The following is an 18550-nucleotide window of genomic DNA, read 5'->3' on the forward strand; positions in this document are numbered from 1 at the left end:
TCCACAGTTCTATACATTTTCGGCCCCCGAAGGTGACTCTTGAATTCATCTCCCGATGGAATGCACCACAAGTCCATCTTTTCCACACCGTTGATCACCGCATACGGCCGAAGGCGAACTCGGTATCGCGGCGAAGTCCACGACCTGAACACGCTGCCGCTGCAAGAGGTGGCCATTGCGGCGACACTGAACGATATCCGGACCGGCCCCCAGGGTTCCAGCGTCGGGGCGTTCTTCGACTTCGACGGCACCCTACTGCAGGGGTTTCGTCGAAGCCTTTCCGGTCGTTTGATGCCGTTGCGAGCCAGGAGATCTCGAACTCTGATCTGGTCACTGCTCGCCGGACTTTCCGGCCGGAAGACCACCGCCCACCTCGACCGCATCCACCGACTGATATCTCAGGTATGGCGTGGCCGCACGGAGGAAGATTTCACGGACATCGAGGATCGGCTATTCTCCCGTTTCATTGCCGGACACCTGTATCCGGAAGTCTGCCAGTTGGTTCGGGCACACGTTGCTGCCGGCCACACACTCGTGATCGCGACGGCGGCGGTGCCCTTTCAGGTTCGTTCCACGGCTAGGGAGCTCGGCATCGATCGTATTCTGTGCACCGAAACGGCTGTTTCCGAGGGGATACTGACCGGCGGTGTCGACGGAGAAATCTTGTGGGGCCAGCGCAAGGCGGACGCTGTGTCGGGGTTCGCGACCGCCAATGGCATAGAACTCGCACGCAGCTACAGCTACTCCAACGGAGCGTCGGATATCCCGCTGCTGTCGCTCTTCGGCAATTCGATCGCAGTGAATCCCGGCCGCCGACTGTCCGCCGTCGCGGACCGTCGAGGCTGGCGAGTACTGCGATTGCGTCCACGCTGTTCCGCAGGCCCCCACCGCATAGTGCGAACCATCCTCGGGCTTCTTGCCGTCCTTGCCGCGGCGGCTGCGGCGGCGGTCTGCTCACTCGGTCGTGACCGACAGTCGGCGATCGACAGAATGTATGTATGGGTTTCCACCGCTGCGCTTCGCTGTGCTGGAGTGCGGGTGCGGATAACCGGGTCCGAGCACATCCGTGCCCACCGGCCAGCGGTCTTCATCTTCAACCATCAAAGCCAGATCGACGCTTTGATCGTCCCCTATGTGCTCCGAACCGCGTTCACCGGAGTCGTCGCCATGAAGGCGCGCCGCTACCCGATATTCGGTTCCCTGCTGCGATTCGTCGGAGTCATCTTTGTCGACCGGTCCGCACCCGACCGCGCCAAGCGGACACTGGAACCTCTTGTCACTGACCTGCAGTCCGGACGTTCGGTCGCGATAGCGCCCGAAGGCCGCGTATCACCCACCCCGCACCTGCTGCCCTTCAAGAAAGGAGCGTTTCACCTCGCAGCTCGAACAGGTGCTCCGATCATCCCGATCGTCATCCGGAACGCCGGTGAAATCCTTTGGCGGAGTTCGGTGTTGGTCCATCCAGGAACTATCGATGTAGCGGTACTCGAACCAATCGACATCAGCTCATGGAACCCGGACACTTACAACCAGAACATCGAAGAGATCCGCAACCTGTACCACGAGACACTCACCCACTGGCGAACGAGCAAAGATGACGAGTACTCGCACGGGCACGGAAAAACGTCAGGCACGAAAAAATACGGTAGAACGTCGATGTCCCAGACGGAAGCAGCGGGTGAATCCCGGACTCGTGCGCAGCAGTGAACGCCGAAGCGTCGAACCGGCCGGTTGGGTCCGACCGAATCGCTTCTACAGGACTGTCAGTTGTGGGAAGGCGAGCATGTCGTCGAAAATGTTGAACGCCAGCGGGTCCACAGTCACGGTGCCGGCATCTCCCGCGAAGTATTCGGTGATCTCGTTCTGCAGTGCGTGTAATTCCTCGTGTTCGGACGGCAAGGGCTCAACCAGCCGGTAGCCCATCGTCGAATGGAAGCGGTAAGTGCCGAACCCTGTGCGGCTGAGCCCGAGTAGCTCAGTGACCTGGTCGCGGAACCGGTTGAGTGCCTCGGCGGTGGCGATGTCGATCGGTGCCAGGGCTACGATGAATCCCGTGGCCATGTCGCGCAGCCCGTCGGCTCGCATCGTCACGGTGCGCGGCACGTCCAGCCGCGCGGACTCGAGGCGTCGCAGAAATGGGATGTTCGTGTCCACGGTCGACGTCGCGTGTGCCATCCAAGTCGGCCAGTCGGCCGTGCCCAGCTGGTCCTGGTTGACGCCATCGAGCACTGTCATGTGGAAGCTGTTGTACGGGGTGAGGACGTAATGCCGAGAAAATGCGCTGGCCCGCAACCGATCCTGGGCCTTGATCTGAGCGTGGAAGAACGCCGAGTTTCGCGGAATCGGAGATACGAAGGTGTTGCCGGTAAACCGTTGAGCATTGCCGTGGATGTCCCATTTCCGGCCGGGACCGGCGGCCAATGGTTCGTGTCCGTCGATCGGTAACGGCATAGCAAGCAACGTAGGGACGACCTCTGAGCCGGCTCCATGAGCGCGGCAGCCCGCGACCACGGAAGCCATCGTGAACACACCAGCCATGCTCAAGGCCGCCCGACGTTTCATGTACTCGCTCCTGATTATCTGCTCGAGCAGAACTCGACCTACCGCTGGCCGGTCGGCCCTGATGGGCTGGATTCAACCAGCCGCGACAGTTTCATCCGACAGACCGAGAACATGCGGGCCGACTATGTTGCGAAGTTGCTCATCGGTCCGGGAATCGATCCACGACGTCGCGATATCGTAGCCACAGTCGAAGAGTTGTCCAGGCTCCCGTGCTGTGGCCTGGAGTGCGGACCCGTACGGCTGGTGGGCGAAAATGGTCGACTCGCGCAGGGACCTGTCATGAAACGGGCGCGGGCGATTGGGAATCGGACGCAGGGACGGGTGGAGCAGCGGAAAGATCAATCCACCCCGGCTGTTGTATGGTCGCGGTCCGTAGAGATCCAGAACCAAGGCTGGATGCGGGGAGAAGACCTCGTGCGGGACGCGGTACTGGCAACCGCCGTCGAAGACGTCCTCGAGCCCCGCGGCAGCAGGCAGAGCTCCCGGGATGCGGGTCGCCGCGACCAGCGCGTCGGCGACCGGCAGGTCGGTCAAGCCCAGCTTAGGTAGGTCGCGCGGCAGCAGCAGTGTGCCGTGTTTTGCCGAGTAGACGGGAATGATCAACGACGATGCCGTCTCATGCGGTCGCGGTCCGGGCGGCTGCGACGTGAGAGCGAAGTCGGCGAATGTGCGGTCGCCGACGACGGCATAGGCGAGTTCGCGAACTCGCGCCTCGGGGTACAGCGCACGCCGTGTCAGCAGTGCACGAAAGCTCTTCCTTCCCAGCACGTTCTCTTCCGGGTGATCGACCGCGATCTGCCGTGCATGGTCGCGAGTCATACCCAGAGCCACTGCCGCACCGCCGATCGCACCTCCGCTCACGCCTACGACAACCGGCTGCAACGGGGCGGTCGCCAGCTGTTGCCGGCTGCTCCGCGCGCGCCGGGCAGAGAGCGCGTCCACCGCACCGATGTTCATCCCTGCCATCAAGCTGAGGCTGCGACCAGCCACCCCGGCGACAATACGCACCACCGGACCTTGTCGAGTCAATGATTTTCCTTCCGCTGTTCGGTCAATGCGTGCCCACAACCGACTTGATCCATCGCCACCCGGACCGGTCCTGTGCCGCCTTCCGCTGTGATGAACGGGCCGCTGCCAGAGCGGTTCGAAGACCACGCCGTTCGCCGGTGATCAGGTCGGACCCGTGCCAGTCGGACGCATCCCGGGTCGAAGCGAGCGAGACCGTGAGGAATTTTCGTTCCGAGCTGGTCTCCGGTGCGTCATCGGAGGTGCGACGCAGGAACCGGTCCGGCAGTGCGAGCTTGCAGATGGTGCGGGAGGTCAACCAGAACTGTTTGGGCAGCGAGCCGGTCGTATAGGGAATGTCGTACTTGTCACACAGCGCGCGAACACGCTCGGCGATCTCGGCGTAGCGGTTGCTGGGCAGGTCGGGGAACAAGTGATGCTCGATTTGGTAGCAGAGGTTTCCGCTCATGAACGCCAGCACTGGCCCGGCCTTGAAATTCGCGGTCCCGAGCAGCTGTCGTAGATACCACTGACCGCGAGTCTCGCCCGCGAGCTCTCCTGGCGTGAATTTCTCGGCTCCGTCGGGGAAGTGACCGCACATGATCACCACAAAGGACCACAGATTTCGGACCAGAAGCGCCGCAGCGTTGGCCGAGAGCGTGTGCCGGAAATGCCTACCCGTCAGGGCGGGAAAGATCAGTAGATCTTTACCGATCTGGCGTCCGAACTTTCGCGCCAGCTCCCTGGTCGGTGTCGACAGCAGATGTCGGTCCGGTGTGCCGGAGACCCTTCGCGTGACCGCCCAGTCGTGCACGGCGATCGCCCATTCGAAGAATGCTGCGATACCCACAGCCATCGCAGGTTGGGCAAGATGAACCGGGCGCCATGGTTCGTCGCGAGTCATTCGCAGGACAGCGAAACCCAGATCGTCATCCATGCCGTACACATTGGTGTACGTGTGATGGATGTGGTTGTGTGTCTTCTTCCATTGCGACGAAGGGCTGGCGAAATCCCACTCCCATGAGCTGGAGTGGATCTCGGGATCGTTCATCCAGTCCCACTGACCGTGGCTGATATTGTGCCCGAGCTCCATCATCTCGATAATCTTGGCAACGGCCAGTATTGCCGTGCCCGCCAACCACGCAGGTCTGCGCCCGCTCGCGAAAAGCATTGAACGTGCGGCCACTTCGAGGATCCGCTGCGCCCTGATGACACGCGTTACGTAGGCGGCGTCCCGCACCCCGAGTGATCGTTCGACGTCTCGACGAACCGTATCGAGCTCGGCGGCAAAAGTTTCGATATCCGACTCGGCAAGATGAGCGAATGTCTTGATATCGTTTATCGCCACGAGTGTCCTTATTCGATCCTCTTACAAAGCATTTGAATACACACAACTTGATCCAGGATCGACCACTCATAGACACCGAGCAAGTAGGCCGACGATCTTTTACACTCACTTGAGAAGCATCTCCGCGGAAATCCGCGAGGACGCTTGTCGACCAGAGTCCAGAGTGGCGCATCGAATCCGGCGAATCGAGTTACGGTCGGACGCCGTGGGCTTCGACCGAGCAGCCGGGCCGGAGCCGACGGGTCCTTCTCCGACCTCGGCGGCCACTTACTGTTCGCCGTGAAACGACGAGGTAGCCGATCACGCACGCCCGCACGCCATCATGAAGTCCGTCGACGTCCCGGTCAGCCTGCTCGGCCGCCGCTGCATAGCGTGCGGCTATACCTTTCCGGCGCGTTCGGCCCGGAGACTGCTTGCGTTCCCAACCCGACAGCAGCCCCGCATGAACTCACGCACCCGAGCCCGTCGCTCGGAGCGCGTGAAGTTTCAGTCCTACTTGCCGCAGGTCTTCGTGATGTGGTCCCCGATATTCTTCGAGGATTTGGCCAACTTGTCCGTGTTGTCCTGAGCGGAGGTCTGCTTCTTCTGCATCTGCTCCAGGGAGGATGTCGGATCGGAGGGGTCGATATCGAAGTTCAGCGCATCGAGGACGGCCTCGTGAGCATCGGCGAAAGTCTCCCAATCCGCTGTGATGTCAGCGGGGGCGATTCCGGCGATCTCCCGCGCTTTGATGACAAGCTCATCCGAGCCCTGCTGCGCGGTGAGGTCGCCCAGATCCTTGACCGCGGCGCAATATGCGGAGGTATCCGAACCCGCGCTCTCGGACGCGGCCGCATTATCACTTCCGGACGACGGCGAGTCCTGGCCGCATCCGGACAGCGCTCCGATACAGATGACAAGGGCGGCGAGGATGGTGACAGTATGACGCATGAATGCGAACCCTTCCGATTACCTGTCGTATTTCTTCATCACGGCGTCGTACGCCTGCGCGACTGTCGCGCCGGCGCCGAGTTTGTTGCATTCACCGTCCACCAGCGCAGCTGCGGTGTTGAACCGACCGTCGAATTTGCTACCGGGCCGCACCAGGTGCTGTTGCAACAGCGCCGCCTGCTCCGGGCGCTTCATCTTCAACCACACCGAGCACCTGGTGTTCGCGTCACCGGATGCCGACGTGTCACTCGGCGAGGAGGGGTCAGTGGACGACGACCTGTCGGAGGACGAGTTGCCCCGGTTCAATTCATCCACGAGCTTGGCGACCCGCACCGTATCGCCCGCGTTCCTCTTCCTGGCCACCTTGCAGCCGGCGTCGACTTTGCGCACAACCGTGGTGGGCTTCGACCCGTATTTGTGCCCTGGCCGTGCCTCCAGCAGATCCTTGATGGTCGACACCCGGCCACTCAGCTTTTGGCTCGAATACTCCGCGCAGCTGATGCTCTCCACATCAGACGGCGCCGCCGTAGCCGGCGCCGCGCATACGAGCATCGACAGCACGCCCCCCGCGAGCATGGCGGCCGAGATCGTACGTTTCATTGAGAATTCCTTTCGTCGAGAATTTGCAAGAGCCCATGAATCACGGCCCTTTTCCGTCTTCCTCCCTGCGACAGCCCTGGCAGGTTAACCAGAAAAAGACCGAGTGGCACCCTGGGATCACGTAATTTACAGTCGCTTGAGATATCGCCGCGAGCCCGAGAGAGCCAACGCCTTTCCCACCGGGGCTGCATCGGCCCAGTCGCGATTCGGCAAATATCAAGGGAGTGTCAATTCAGCACCGACCGCTGGGCGCCATAGCGATCGTGTGCGGATTGCTATGGTGGGTGGCCACAAGCCATTGTTGCCACTCTCGTGCAGCTCAAAATGTTGCAAATACATTCTCCCGACCTTGCTGCGGCAGATGCGGACACACCATAATCCATCTGCCCGGCGGAGAAACCGCTGATCGACGGCAAAATTCAATCCCGAATCGAGGCCGGCATCCTGATGCGTAGACGACTCATTGCTGCGGTCTTGGCATTGCTCAGCACCGCCGGCCTCGCGAGCGGGTGCTCATCGGGCCCGACGTCATCACCTACTGGGACGCCGAACGTCCGCGCAGTCATCCAGACAGGCAAGCCAGAGGCCATGTACGCAGACGGCATTGCCGTGCCCAGCGGAGCGACTATCTACAGGACAGCCGGAACGGGTCCGAAAGACCTGTACACGATCGCATCAGAGGGCACCCCAGAGCGCTACATCGACATCGATCTCCTGATCGACGGTCGCCTTCCACAGGGCGTAACGATCACCGAAGCGCAGGCCATCAGCGCCTTGAAACAGATCCGAGCCAACCTGCAATCCCAGGGTCTGAGACTCACGGATGTGATCGCGATGCACGCATTCCTGGCGAATCCGCCGGGCTCGGACAAAGCCGACTTCGCGGGCTGGAACCGCGCCTACCGCCAATTCTTTGCCAATACCGACCTCGATACCGGCGCTACATCTATGGTGCCGTTGGGTAGCGGCCGGCCCGCACCGCCGATCGAACGCAATCCCGCGAGACCGACACGTACAACACTGCAAGTCGACCTGGTCGTTCCTGGCTGGCTGGTTGAAATCGAAGTCGAAGCAGTGGTACCTGCATACAGATAGTGGCCACGGCTGGGCAAAGCCCCTGCTGACACCGCCAGGATCCAGGCCATACACCAGCCGAGTCGGCCTCTTCCCTTCCTCGCTCATTCTTCGTTGCCCACTCATCAGTTCGCGAAGCCCTCTCGCCGACCCGAAAAACTGCAGCAAGACCGTCGTCCATGCGAAGGCGGGAACGCGTGTCATCCTCGATGTCGTGACCGCGCGGCGATCGCTTCGGATCGCGACGAAGAACACGGTCGGGCTGATCCGGTGCGGCAGTTTCCCGTCGGTGACAGCGTCGCGAACAGTGGCAAAAGTGTCGGATCCGACACTTTTGCTCCCTTCGCGAGGCTCGTAGCGTCGACGCATGACAGCACCTCAGCCCCTCCGGCGACGGAAACCTCGGGTCGAGCCACCAACTCGAAGTCGCCGGGCGAACCGTCGAGGACCCCAATCCCAGCGAGCCTCCATCACGCCCGGACCTTCTATCCTGCGCGATGGTGCGGCGGCTGGTCCGGTCCCGGTCACGCCGCATCCAATCCGCCCCTTCGGGATTCACATGCCCTCTGTCAATACGACAGGGCCCGCACCACATCCGGCTGATGCGGCCGACATCGTGCGGTCCCGCGCCTTCTACCAGGACGTGCTTGGCTTCCAGGTTACGGCGGAGTCGCCCGGCAGCCCGGACAATCCACCGGTGCGCAGCGATCCACACCATCACGTGCGCGCAATATTTGCATCATTCGCATAGTATGCAATTAAACTTGCATCAATCCCGCTCCCCAACACCACGAACGAGCATGCACATCACGATCCTTCAAGTAGCCGCACTGACGGTCATCGCCGTGGAGGTGCTCTTCATCCTGGCAGCCCTGTGCTGGCCGCAGCGGGGCGGCTCGGCTCGCCGACGGCCTACGATTTCAGCTCGCCTTCGTCGGCGAGAACACGATGTCCAGCGCAGACAGGGCGTCCGGCACAGCCGTCGCGGCGCCCTCGAGCCGCACGACATCCGCTCACGCAAGCAACAGGACCACGTGGACGGGACCGATCTCTGCCTCCCAGCACCGTCCCACGTAACCCGCTGAGTCGATGGACACGCGCGATTGGTGTGGCAGCTGATGCGCACCAGGACCTCGGCGGTGTAATCGGCCATCGCCTGGATCGATGAGAACCCGTCGACACTCGGCGATCTGGGCTACGCGGGCCGTGGTGTGCTCGCCGATGAGCAGAAGGCGCCGAACACCGTCCTATCAACGGGCCATCGGCAACCGAATGGCCACATGTAGTCCATGCGGACTCGCCGCCGTAACCGTGAGCCGCCCCCGGTACCGTTGCGCCAGTGCCGCCGCGATAGGCAGACCGAGTCCGGACCCGCCCGGAAGCGCCGACCTACCACGGAAAAACCGGGTGGTGAGTTTGTCGATTTCCTCTTCCGCGACACCGACCCCGTTGTCGAACACCGAGATGGTCGCCCACTCGGGCTCCGCCCATCCCGACACCCACGTCCGGGCGCCCTCGCCCGCATAACGGCACGAATTACTCAGCACCACATCGAGAATTTGCACCAACGCGTCCTCGGGCGCCGCCACCACAACAGACGTCGGCAGCGTGTTCGCGGACAGGCTCATGCCGGCCCGCTCATAGGCCGCCTCCCATGCCTCCACCTGCTCCGCGAGGATCTTCCCCAGATCGCAGCGACTCGGCCAATCCATCTCGGCATGGACCGGATTGAAACCATCGGGCGTCTCCGCCACTGCGAGCCGCAGCAGGCCGTCGAGTATCGCGGCGAGCCGGTCGACCTGGGAACTGGCCCGCCGGAACGACTTCTCGGCTTTCGCCGGAATCACCGCATGCAGCGCCTCCAATCGAATGGAAAGCGCCGCCAGTGGATTCCGGATCGCATGCGCGGTATCGGCGACCAGCTGACGCTGCGACTCCACGGAATCGGACACCGTCTGCGCCATCGTGTCGAACGACTCCGCCAGATCGCGTATTTCCGGCGGCCCGCCATGCGGCTGCGTCATCGATGTGGGCGGAGTGGGCACATCCGACCTCGGCAGCGTTTCGGTCAGCGCCCCGACCGCCCGCGACAACCTCCCCAGTGGGCGCAGAATCCAACGGCTCAGCACCAGCGCCAGACCAGTGCACAGCGCCAGCGACGTCCAGGCCGCGACCGCGATCAACGACCACCGGTCGGCGATATCCTGTTGCGCCCGCCGCGCCGACGCCTCGACCAGCACCGCACCCCTTAGGTCCATGCCGACCCCGATCGGGCGGGCGATCAGCATCGTCTCCGGATCCCAGGTCAGCAGGCGCTGCGGCGGCCGTGTCGAATACCGGTTGCTGCGAGCCTCGGCCAGTATGCCGACCATCGCCGGATCATCGGCGTCCACTCCGGTGTTGGCGTACACGACACCACCGGCGTCGACCACAAGCACGCGCTCGCCGTACAGGCGGAGGTAGCGCTGCAGCTCGGCATCCAGATACTGCCGGTCACCGGTCGACATGGCATGGCTGGCGAGCTTAGCGAACCATTCGGCGTCCACGTAGCGGCTGAACCACAGTTGCTGAGTACGTGATGTGGATACGGCGGCTCCCAGCGGCACCGCGAATCCGAAGACCGCCAGACCCGCGAATATCAGGAGGATCACCAGCAACCGTCGTCGCAAAATTCACCCCGCACTCATTGTGCCCACCGGTACCCCAAACCCCGGAGCGTCTTGATCAGCTCCGGTTGGCCGAGTTTGGCACGCAAAGTCGAAAGATGCACATCCAGCGTGCGAGACACCGCCATGAGCGCATCACCCCAGATCCGGTCCATCAACAGTTCCCGACTCACAGCGGAACCCGGCCGTTCCACGAGCGCACGCACGATATCGGACTCCTTCTGAGCCGGCTCGACCGGTACGCCGGCGACCTCGACCTGCCGCGCCGCGAGATCCACCCGCACATCCCCGGTGACGATCACAGTGGGCTCAGGGCCGGACGACGTGATCGCCGAGTCACCTTTTCCAGTCGGGCCACCAGCTCGGCCATCCGCACCTCGAATCCACCGCCGAGTCGGTGCGAAGTCGGAGCGCCTAACCTCTGACCGTCCTCTAGAGGCACGTTTTCGACCATGGCTCTTGAATATTTCCCGGCGGCTGATGTCGCAACGAGATCGCCAATACTTTACAGCCGCTTGATATCTCCAACTCATCGCGATTCGACCGATCGAACTATTCCACCGGCAGAATCCGAAATCAGGACCGGGTTTGCCATTGCCGGCAACCGTCGGGTAGGGGGTTGCGCAGCGCGGCGATGGGCATATCTCCGCGCCACCGGACCAACCCCGCAGTGGCTACGCGTCGAGGACGGTCAGTCGAGCGACGGCACCGACGTGACGGCGTGTCAGCCGGCGAGGCATAGTCGCGACCCCTTCGAATGTCGGAGCCAGTGACGTGCTGTTCTCGCAGCCAACCTCTTTGGGCATCCGTAGCCCGCCCTCCAACACCCTCAGGCCGTACCGGCAGCCACGGCCGGATCAGCGGCACCAGCCTCCTCGAACAGGCTCGGCACACACCGCGGCGTGTGGAGCCTGTTCGACGTCTGTGATTCAGACCCGGCGCGCACGGTCGCGGCGGTAGCCACTGCGACTCCGAAACCTGGTGCGCTCCCGGGATTTTCCTTCAGCAATACTGGACTGCACAGCGAAAATCAACGAGTAGCCGCACTCGCCATCTCAAAGGAACGTAAAACCTGCAGCCGCGGGGTAACCGTTCCGCGATCGACATGATTGAATCGCGAAGGCGGAAACCGCGATCTGTCGTCGGCGAAGATAAGGAACTGCAGGACTTCGAATATGACTGGCCCACAACACCACAACCCCCACAGCCAACCCGGCGGATTGCCGCCGCAGCAACCCTACGGCGCGCAACCCCCGCCGCAGCCATACGGTGCTCCACAGCAGTACCCACCGCAGTACGGCGCGCCGCAGGCCTACGGGCAGCCACCGTACCCACCGGCGCCCGGCGGGCACTACCCACCGCAGCCCGGCAAGAGCGGGGGTGCCGCAGTGCCCCTGATTCTCGGTGGCGGCTTCGTGCTCATGGTCGTCATCGGCATCGTTGGCTACTTCCTGTTCTCCGGTGGCGGCATCCCTGGCACATCCAGCAGCCCACGTGAGGTGGCCGAGGCGTTCGTCAATGGCGGTGACAACAAGAAGGACCTGATCTGCAAGGCCGATCTGGCGAAGGCCGACGGCGCGCCGAAGCCGAGCTCCGCGCCGACCGGGGTGCCGAAGATCGACGCGAAATCCACATTGAAGAGCGTCGATGTGCCCGAAGGAAGCGACAAGGGCACCTTCACCGTCAGTGTCGCAGTGAAGGTCGGCGGGCGCACCAACACCCAGAACGTGACCTATGACCTCGTCAAGGAAGATGGCGAATGGAAGGTATGCGGCCTGCTCAAGGCACTGAACGCCGGTATCAGGTGATGGTCGGCCACCCTCTCACTTGTCCGCCGGTCGGTTTCGAATTCGCGCGGTTCGGCAAACCGCGCCCACACCATCGCCAGATACTCGGCACCTTCGATTAATTCCGCAGTGACCTGGGTTCGCCAATTCTGACGGTTCAGTATGTCGATACGCTGACTATCCTCGCTACGACGATGATCGCCTCGAATTCATCGAGACCGTCGATTCCACGCGCCAGCCGAAGCCGACAGGCATGCCAAAGATGGTGGTGGAGAGGCTGTTTCCTCTCCACCACCATGCACTCGTCTGTAGTCGGTCCGCGTACAGCACCCAAAGCGGGGAAATTCAGCTTCCTAGAAAATCCACCGCCTCGGACAGCCGCTGTGCGAATACGTCGGGCTCATTTCGGCCAGTTCGGTGTACAGCGACACGGAACGCTCCGCCAAGGCGAGAGCTTCCCGCGGGTCGCGCTCGCGGGAAATCGCCGCCTACATCCCGGGAACGTATAGCACCGAGCCCTCCGACATTTTCAGTGGCGACAAGGACTACGAAAAGTCCGCGCAGTGCACCTACTCGAACCAGAAGACATTCCGGACCCAAGGGGGACAGCTCGCGTTCCTCACCGTGACCACGCGTATGCACAAGGCAAACACGCGACAGTCCGGGGTCGACGGGGCGAAGGCCGAGCTGCGGCGCAAGCCCGGCAGTGCCGTCGGCGTCCCCGATGCCGACGATGACCGGCTCCGCGAGGTCAAGAGCAGCAGGGGTAACGTGAACCAAGCTGAAATATCGATCCGCCGCCACAACGTGGTCATCAGTATCGTCTACCACCACGACGGCCTCGGCGAGGGCAAGTTCACCATTGATGGCGCTGTCCACCCTGGCGCTGTCGAAGTTATGAATGGATCATCGCACCGATCGTTCGGTTGGCTTTCCCATCCGCTGGAGGCTATCGAGGCAATGCGGTACCCGGCGGTGCTGCCGCCCTGGATCACGATCGAAGCCGCTGCCACACAATACCTTCCCTGTCGTGACCCTAAGTGATCGTCAAATCGTGAGTGTGGCTGATGACATTTCAGGAGGTCCGGTGTTGAGTCGAATGCCAGGCTGTTGCGTGAGCAGGAGGGGCGGAGATCAGGCGCACAGCGAAGGAACCGCACTAGCCGGAACAGGCTGACCAGACCCCGGAATCCGAGTGGCGGCAGTCCTTCCCGACGTCGGGACGCCGCAACCAGCACCGGACGCAACCACCGTACTTCGCGACCGGGAAATGATCGTTCGCACCACCAGGAGATAATCTGTGTACCTCATGTCCGACTTCTCGCGTGTATCAGAGGCCGCCACCCGCGAACAAGTGATCGACCTCGTTCGATCCCTCGGCGAGGGAGAGAATTCGATAGCGATCCTAGGCCGCGAGGATCAGACCTACATTCAAACGGTGTACCTATCCGACCGCGACGTATTCGGGCTCGACTTCCGCAATGGTGAACCCCGCCGGCACTACACCGTGAACGTTCCGTCCAAGGCCACCGTTATGGATGCTTTCCTCAGCTACTTCGACGGGGACAATCGGTGGCGGACGATGGTCGAGTGGGAGCGCGATTCGCACTACGAGCAGATTCAAAGGCGGCCCGAGCAATTCGCGCACGACTCGAACGACGAGTTGCCGGCGGGACCCGGGTTGCGGCTGGTCGTGTTCAGCACCGACGCGAGTCCTGGAAGCCAAGTGCTCCAGCGGCAGCTCGCGGACCTCGAACGCGAGACGGGCGACCGCGTCGACATCGAAGTCGTCGATATCGAGTTGGCCCCACGGATCGCCGCGGCCTGGGGCGTCTCAGCGTCCGACCTGCCGGTCCAGGTCATCTTCGACGACGGAATCCTCCAGCACGTGGTACTCGGCACGCGATCGGCCCGCGATCTGATATCCGAACTCTCCCCACCTGAACGACCTCTGACAGCATGAACAACGGCTCTGCGCCCCGCGCGCTATCGGCGGAAGCGGCCCCCGGTGTCCAGGTCGACGATCAGGGCAGCTGAATCAAAAGTAGCCCGATTTGCTCAGAGCGGTCTCGATCGAGTCCGCCAGTCCCCCAGTCCTTCCGAAGACCGCGGTATACGCCGCACAGCGCAGCGGGCACGGACACAATGAGACTCTCCTTTCACTGTGCCGGGGTGACGAGCGGTCCGCGACCGATATCGGTGACGTACAAGGGCAGATAGGGCGCGAGATAGTCCAGCAGAGCCTTCGCCTTTCCACCCTGGGCAGCGGCGTATTCTTCCGGTGTCAGTCCAACGACCTGCAGGAACTGAAGACTGCCGTGCGGTGTTTCGACTACGCCGAGTTCCGGATCGATGGCGAAGGTCAGCGCACGGATGGTGCAGTGCGGGCGATCCGCGGCGATCGGTCCGTTGGCGTTGATGGTGTGACCGGGCTCGAACCACTTTTCGGTCTCGAATACGTACCGAGCCAGATTCTGCAAAAAGCCGGCCGGCCAGACCGGCGGATCGGTGTCCTCGGTGCGGCGAACCAGGCGAAAGGTGAATTCGAAGCCCCATCCGGAGACCTCCGTATTCGATGATTCCTTTTCATACAGCTCGGACATGCCATAGCTGACGTAATGCCAATGCGGTGCAGGGTCCGTACGCGCGAAAATGCTGATGCCGTCCAGCGGGTCCGGACCGCCGAGCGCAAAAGGATGTTTTGTCCCTAAATGAAAAGGGTCGATATCTCCGTAGATCCGTCGGAGGGTGTCGTCGATGGCCGCCGATCCCAATGCGTCACTCACCAGACGAATTGTAATGGCGATCCACCTCTGCAATCGACCGGCGCACGCTCAAATCGAGGTAAAATCATCGGCGAATATCCGTCACCACTCTGTCAGCGCGCCCAGTTCCGACAGCGGAACGGGTCGTCGGCTGGTAGCGGCTGGATTCTCCTGCGCCTCCCGGGTATTCAACGGTGGGTAGATCGAGATACCTTGATCGAGCCGAAGGTGCCGAGTCTCGTCCTCCCAGCCCTGCCAACGCAGCCCTTCATAGAAGGATGTCGATCCACCGGCGGCGATCCAGCTGAGCCAGGCACCGTAACCTTCCACATGAGGTTCCCACTCCAGGCTGTCGGGGGCGAAGTAGCAGATATCGCCAGGTTCACCGGGCCGCCCCAACGCATCTGGGTCGGCCCCGTTGACCTCGAAACGCCCACCAATGGCATCGACACCTACCAACAGCGCGGGCGGATGACCGGCCGACAGATCGTTCAGATCGGCCAAGCTCACCATCCATCGCGCGGCGTTGCCGCCACCGAGGACGCGCAACCACCCGTGATCGACCAATATGCCACCGGTATTGAATGCCAACGCCCCCAACGCGGACCGCGTCGTCACTTGCAACGCTTGCAGGCATCGCGCACCGTCCAACGAATGGACCGGCAGTATTTCGATCGCCACCGGGGCGTCCGCGAACTCCTCACGAATATACGGCCACGCCGGATCATCGACATCGGTCAGCTCCGCGAACGTTCGCACCAGCCAATCATGCCAAGCATCTGCCCGCTCGTGAACTGAACTAATTGTAAAATCTGTGCCGGAGAGCGCCCTGCGCCACCGCCTACACCACTCTGATCACGGTGCGTCACGTCGGATCGCCCACGAAATCGGGCAGGAGAATACCCGAGGTCTCGATCTCATGCGCGGCCTCGGTGTCCAAATCCCACCTGATCGTCGCCGCGTGATCACTCCAAGCCGAACTCCACAAGCAAGACTTGAATAAAGTCGATCCAAATCTAGATGAAACTCCGGATCGCCGACATCCTCGGTCGCCGTGTCGCGCACACCGTATGGCGCGGTGAAGACGCTGCGAGCAGAGTGTCGCTGGTCGCGGAACGTATGAATCAGCACCGTAACTGTCACCCCGACGAACGGCATCACAGGATCGGCGATCGAGGTTCGGCACCGGACGACCTCGTATGCGATGGACGCTCGGCTCACGTCGCGCGGGGCCAGATGTGTTCGGTCACCTCGGTGGAGATCGGCACGACACGGGGCAGGCGGGGTCCCGCGTACCAGCGGGCCTTTGCCTTTCGAAGGACGTTGTCTCCGTCGTGTTCCCAGGAGAAGTCCGGTTTGCGCAGCAGCTTGGCGAACAGTCGGCTGGCGTTGTGGGGGTAGGCGGCGGCGAGCCGGGCGAGAGGGACAGGTGGGAAGGCGTCGTTGTGCAGATACGTGACGACGGCATCGCGGTAGGGCGGTTCGTCGACCAGGTCGGGGTCGGCGAAGACCGCGCGCACTGTCGCGTAGTTGACGTAGAAGCTCAGCCCGTCGACCTCATCGAAGATCAATGTGACGTCGTCGGAACCAGTGATCGCCTCGGACAAAGGCGGAAAGGCCTCCTCGTTCCAGGCACGGCCGGCGTCCAGGCACGACTGACGGTAGGACACCGTCCAAGCGTCGTGCGCTTGTGAGCCGTGCACCATCACGGTGTCGCTACCGTGGTAGGCGATGAAATCGGCGCGTTGAGCGGCTTGCAGTTTCCAGCCCTCGGCGAGTTTGGCGGGGTTGCGGAACACCAAGTCGGGGTTCTCCCGCTGCAGTCGCGGCACCTTGGCGAGCTGCGCTTCTGCGGCTTCGGCGACGAAGGTCTGGGCACGTCCCATGACTATCCACTCGTCGGCCCAGGATGCGAGCCGTCCGATGATCAGCATCCCTGATGACAAGAGGGAAAGGGCGTCTTCACCGCGGGCAGTGCGTATCACATATGTCAGCTCATCGATGTGGTTGAACAGACGCAGGCCGTCGACGAGTACCTCCTTGATTTCGAAGAGGCCTTTGAAGTTGTTCCGCCAACCCAACAGCATCGTGCGGTCCGCATCCGACAAGTCGTCACGCTCGACGACGAACTGCTCGACGACGAGGTAGCCGGTGTCGAGCCGATGATTGAGCAGGACGTTGTAGAACTCGTGCGCCACAATGTCGTCGTTGCCGTGGTTTTCGGGTGAGATGCGCGCGAGCACCGCTGCCGAGACGGCGGCGCGATACGGCTCGGTTGTGCCGAAATCGTGTAGTTCTCGAAGGAGTTCCGCTGCCCGGCCGAACGATTGGCTGTTCACTGTGTCCTCTCGATTGCCCACGATGACCTTCGCGGATATGATTCCTCCGATCACACAGCCCGCCGGCGGGCAGACCCTCGATGCGGACAACCGCACCTACAACGTCCTCCTACGCGGTCTGCGCTGCCTGGGCGAACGCGGCTTCGCCGTGCTCACCGGCCGCTGGCGCACCCTGCACCACATCACCGCCGGTCCCACCAAGATTGGCGACATCGTCGAAGCCGCACTCGTACTCACCCATTTCGAACACCGCCGATTGAACTGAAAGTTGGTGACAGCACCTCTTTGCCAACTTCGCCGCTAGGTCCAGGAGTGTGAGCCGTGGCCCTGCGTCAACTCGGGCCCTCGAAGGTAGCGAGGGCCCACGCCATCTCCAGAGCAAGCAGCGTGAACGATGCCGCCGCGGCGATGCCGAACGGGCGCGTGTGTCTGCTGACGGACGCTGCGACGCAGATCGCGAATACCACCATGAAGGTGACGATCCAGATCATCCAAAATCCAGTCGCGCCGACACCGTGTCCGATGGGTCCATGGGGATCGGTGATGCCGAAAGCCCGTTGGAGTTTTAAGGCGGTCAGAAAGAGGTAGAGACCCGCCATCCCGCCGGTGGCAATCCCACCGACAACCTGCACGATGCCGATGAGCAGCGTCGCAAGACTGCGCTTGTCGTCCGTACGGGACATACATCTCCCCGATCGCTTATTACATTGCTCGCGTTGTGAAATCCGTAGGTAGACCACTGGTTTCGTGATCACTCTTGCCGATCGGCCTTAAGGAATCCTTAATGACAGGTAAGCACGGTCGACCGGTCGCGGATCCCGCACAAGCACTTTCTGACCGCAGCGCATCGAGACCGCCCGTACACGGCATACCGTCGTACCGCCGAAATCAACCGCCGAGCCTTGCTGAGATCACCTCAGTGCAGCCCGAATCTCCGGACTCGAACTCGCACATTCTCGTGATAGCGGCACGCGGTGCGTTGAGCAGATGTAAGGAAATATGCCACAGCATGAACCAGCGCTTGCCGCCCTCGAACGAATGCAATGGAATTGTGGGACGACTCGGCCTTCCCGGACCTCGGAGTGGAAATGACTGTGGCCACCACAACTCTTGCCCTTCTGCTCGCCGCCGCCTGCGCCGTAGCGGGTGCCATGAAGGTGCTCTCGCTGGCGTCGGCCGTGCTGACGCCGAGCGCTTCGGCTTCTCCCACACCATCTACCGGGGCATCGGCCTGCTCGAGATCCTGGGCGGCGCTGGACTTCTCATCGGCGCCACCCTGACCGCTTTCTGGTGGATCGGCGTCGCGGCGGCGGTTGGCCTGATCGCGCTCACTGTCGGCGCGCTGGCCACCCATCTGCGCGTCGGAGACCCGCTCGCCAAGGCCGCCGGTGCCCCCCTGTTCGGCATCGTCGCCGCGATCACCGCCAGCCTCATCTACCTCAACTCGTCATAGCGTCCGCCGGCCCATCGCTTC

General features: G+C 62.4%; 18 protein-coding genes. 7 read left to right on the plus strand and 11 right to left on the minus strand.

Annotation, left to right across the window (positions count from 1 at the left end):
* The first annotated feature begins 39 nt into the window (after positions 1-39).
* Positions 40-1707 (plus strand): HAD-IB family hydrolase, encoded by a 1668-nt coding sequence (locus AB0H00_RS14095; protein ID WP_357265639.1) that lies wholly within the window; start codon positions 40-42, stop codon positions 1705-1707.
* Between the two features lie 45 nt (positions 1708-1752).
* Here the strand turns inward: AB0H00_RS14095 and AB0H00_RS14100 are convergent, their stop codons facing one another.
* From AB0H00_RS14100 to AB0H00_RS14120, 5 genes are all read right to left on the minus strand, one after another.
* A complete protein-coding gene (locus AB0H00_RS14100) occupies positions 1753-2451 on the minus strand; it encodes a DUF1868 domain-containing protein (RefSeq protein ID WP_357265640.1) in 699 nt (232 codons plus the stop codon).
* Positions 2452-2634: 183 nt separating this feature from the next.
* On the minus strand, positions 2635-3552 hold the full coding sequence (locus AB0H00_RS14105) for a patatin-like phospholipase family protein (protein ID WP_357265642.1): 918 nt from the start codon (positions 3550-3552) through the stop codon (positions 2635-2637).
* Positions 3553-3613: 61 nt separating this feature from the next.
* Positions 3614-4915: an acyl-CoA desaturase gene (locus AB0H00_RS14110; protein ID WP_357265644.1), complete on the minus strand. Its 1302-nt coding sequence runs from the start codon at positions 4913-4915 to the stop codon at positions 3614-3616.
* A 492-nt stretch (positions 4916-5407) separates the two neighbouring features.
* Entirely contained in the window at positions 5408-5845 is a 438-nt protein-coding gene (locus AB0H00_RS14115; protein WP_357265646.1) for a hypothetical protein, read from the minus strand.
* An 18-nt stretch (positions 5846-5863) separates the two neighbouring features.
* Positions 5864-6445, minus strand: a complete 582-nt coding sequence (locus tag AB0H00_RS14120) for a hypothetical protein (RefSeq protein WP_357265648.1) — start codon at positions 6443-6445, stop codon at positions 5864-5866.
* A gap of 588 nt (positions 6446-7033) precedes the next feature.
* Here AB0H00_RS14120 and AB0H00_RS14125 point away from each other — a divergent pair.
* Positions 7034-7540: a Rid family hydrolase gene (locus AB0H00_RS14125; protein ID WP_357265650.1), complete on the plus strand. Its 507-nt coding sequence runs from the start codon at positions 7034-7036 to the stop codon at positions 7538-7540.
* Positions 7541-8769: 1229 nt separating this feature from the next.
* Here AB0H00_RS14125 and AB0H00_RS14130 read toward each other — a convergent pair.
* Both AB0H00_RS14130 and AB0H00_RS14135 read right to left on the minus strand, forming a co-directional pair.
* Complete coding sequence (locus AB0H00_RS14130) at positions 8770-10170, minus strand: HAMP domain-containing sensor histidine kinase (RefSeq protein WP_357265652.1); 1401 nt, start codon at positions 10168-10170, stop codon at positions 8770-8772.
* 32 nt (positions 10171-10202) lie between these two features.
* Positions 10203-10487, minus strand: coding sequence for a winged helix-turn-helix domain-containing protein (locus tag AB0H00_RS14135; RefSeq protein WP_357265654.1), 285 nt, complete (start codon positions 10485-10487; stop codon positions 10203-10205).
* An 873-nt stretch (positions 10488-11360) separates the two neighbouring features.
* Here AB0H00_RS14135 and AB0H00_RS14140 point away from each other — a divergent pair.
* The 3 genes from AB0H00_RS14140 (at position 11361) to AB0H00_RS14150 (ending at position 13935) form a co-directional block, all read left to right on the plus strand.
* A complete protein-coding gene (locus AB0H00_RS14140; RefSeq protein WP_357265656.1) occupies positions 11361-11993 on the plus strand; it encodes a hypothetical protein in 633 nt (210 codons plus the stop codon).
* Positions 11994-12389: 396 nt separating this feature from the next.
* A complete protein-coding gene (locus AB0H00_RS14145) occupies positions 12390-13016 on the plus strand; it encodes a hypothetical protein (RefSeq protein WP_357265658.1) in 627 nt (208 codons plus the stop codon).
* Between the two features lie 394 nt (positions 13017-13410).
* Positions 13411-13935: a thioredoxin family protein gene (locus AB0H00_RS14150; RefSeq protein WP_357265660.1), complete on the plus strand. Its 525-nt coding sequence runs from the start codon at positions 13411-13413 to the stop codon at positions 13933-13935.
* A 196-nt stretch (positions 13936-14131) separates the two neighbouring features.
* Here AB0H00_RS14150 and AB0H00_RS14155 read toward each other — a convergent pair whose 3' ends face one another.
* From AB0H00_RS14155 to AB0H00_RS14165, 3 genes are all read right to left on the minus strand, one after another.
* Entirely contained in the window at positions 14132-14758 is a 627-nt protein-coding gene (locus tag AB0H00_RS14155; protein WP_357265662.1) for a suppressor of fused domain protein, read from the minus strand.
* Positions 14759-14839: 81 nt separating this feature from the next.
* Positions 14840-15496 carry a DUF2625 family protein gene (locus tag AB0H00_RS14160; protein WP_357265664.1) on the minus strand — a complete coding sequence of 219 codons (657 nt, stop codon included), beginning with the start codon at positions 15494-15496 and terminating at the stop codon, positions 14840-14842.
* Positions 15497-15954: 458 nt separating this feature from the next.
* Positions 15955-17076: a hypothetical protein gene (locus AB0H00_RS14165; RefSeq protein ID WP_357265666.1), complete on the minus strand. Its 1122-nt coding sequence runs from the start codon at positions 17074-17076 to the stop codon at positions 15955-15957.
* Between the two features lie 22 nt (positions 17077-17098).
* Here AB0H00_RS14165 and AB0H00_RS14170 point away from each other — a divergent pair, with 22 nt between their 5' ends.
* On the plus strand, positions 17099-17341 hold the full coding sequence (locus AB0H00_RS14170) for a transposase family protein (protein WP_357265668.1): 243 nt from the start codon (positions 17099-17101) through the stop codon (positions 17339-17341).
* A 67-nt stretch (positions 17342-17408) separates the two neighbouring features.
* Here AB0H00_RS14170 and AB0H00_RS14175 read toward each other — a convergent pair whose 3' ends face one another.
* Entirely contained in the window at positions 17409-17759 is a 351-nt protein-coding gene (locus AB0H00_RS14175) for a hypothetical protein (protein WP_357265670.1), read from the minus strand.
* Between the two features lie 368 nt (positions 17760-18127).
* On the opposite strand from AB0H00_RS14175, the gene AB0H00_RS14180 reads away from it, so the two are divergent.
* A complete protein-coding gene (locus AB0H00_RS14180; protein WP_357265672.1) occupies positions 18128-18529 on the plus strand; it encodes a DoxX family protein in 402 nt (133 codons plus the stop codon).
* The last annotated feature ends 21 nt before the right edge of the window (positions 18530-18550 follow it).

The organism is Nocardia sp. NPDC023852 (genome assembly GCF_040639505.1).
Classification (GTDB): Bacteria; Actinomycetota; Actinomycetes; order Mycobacteriales; family Mycobacteriaceae; genus Nocardia.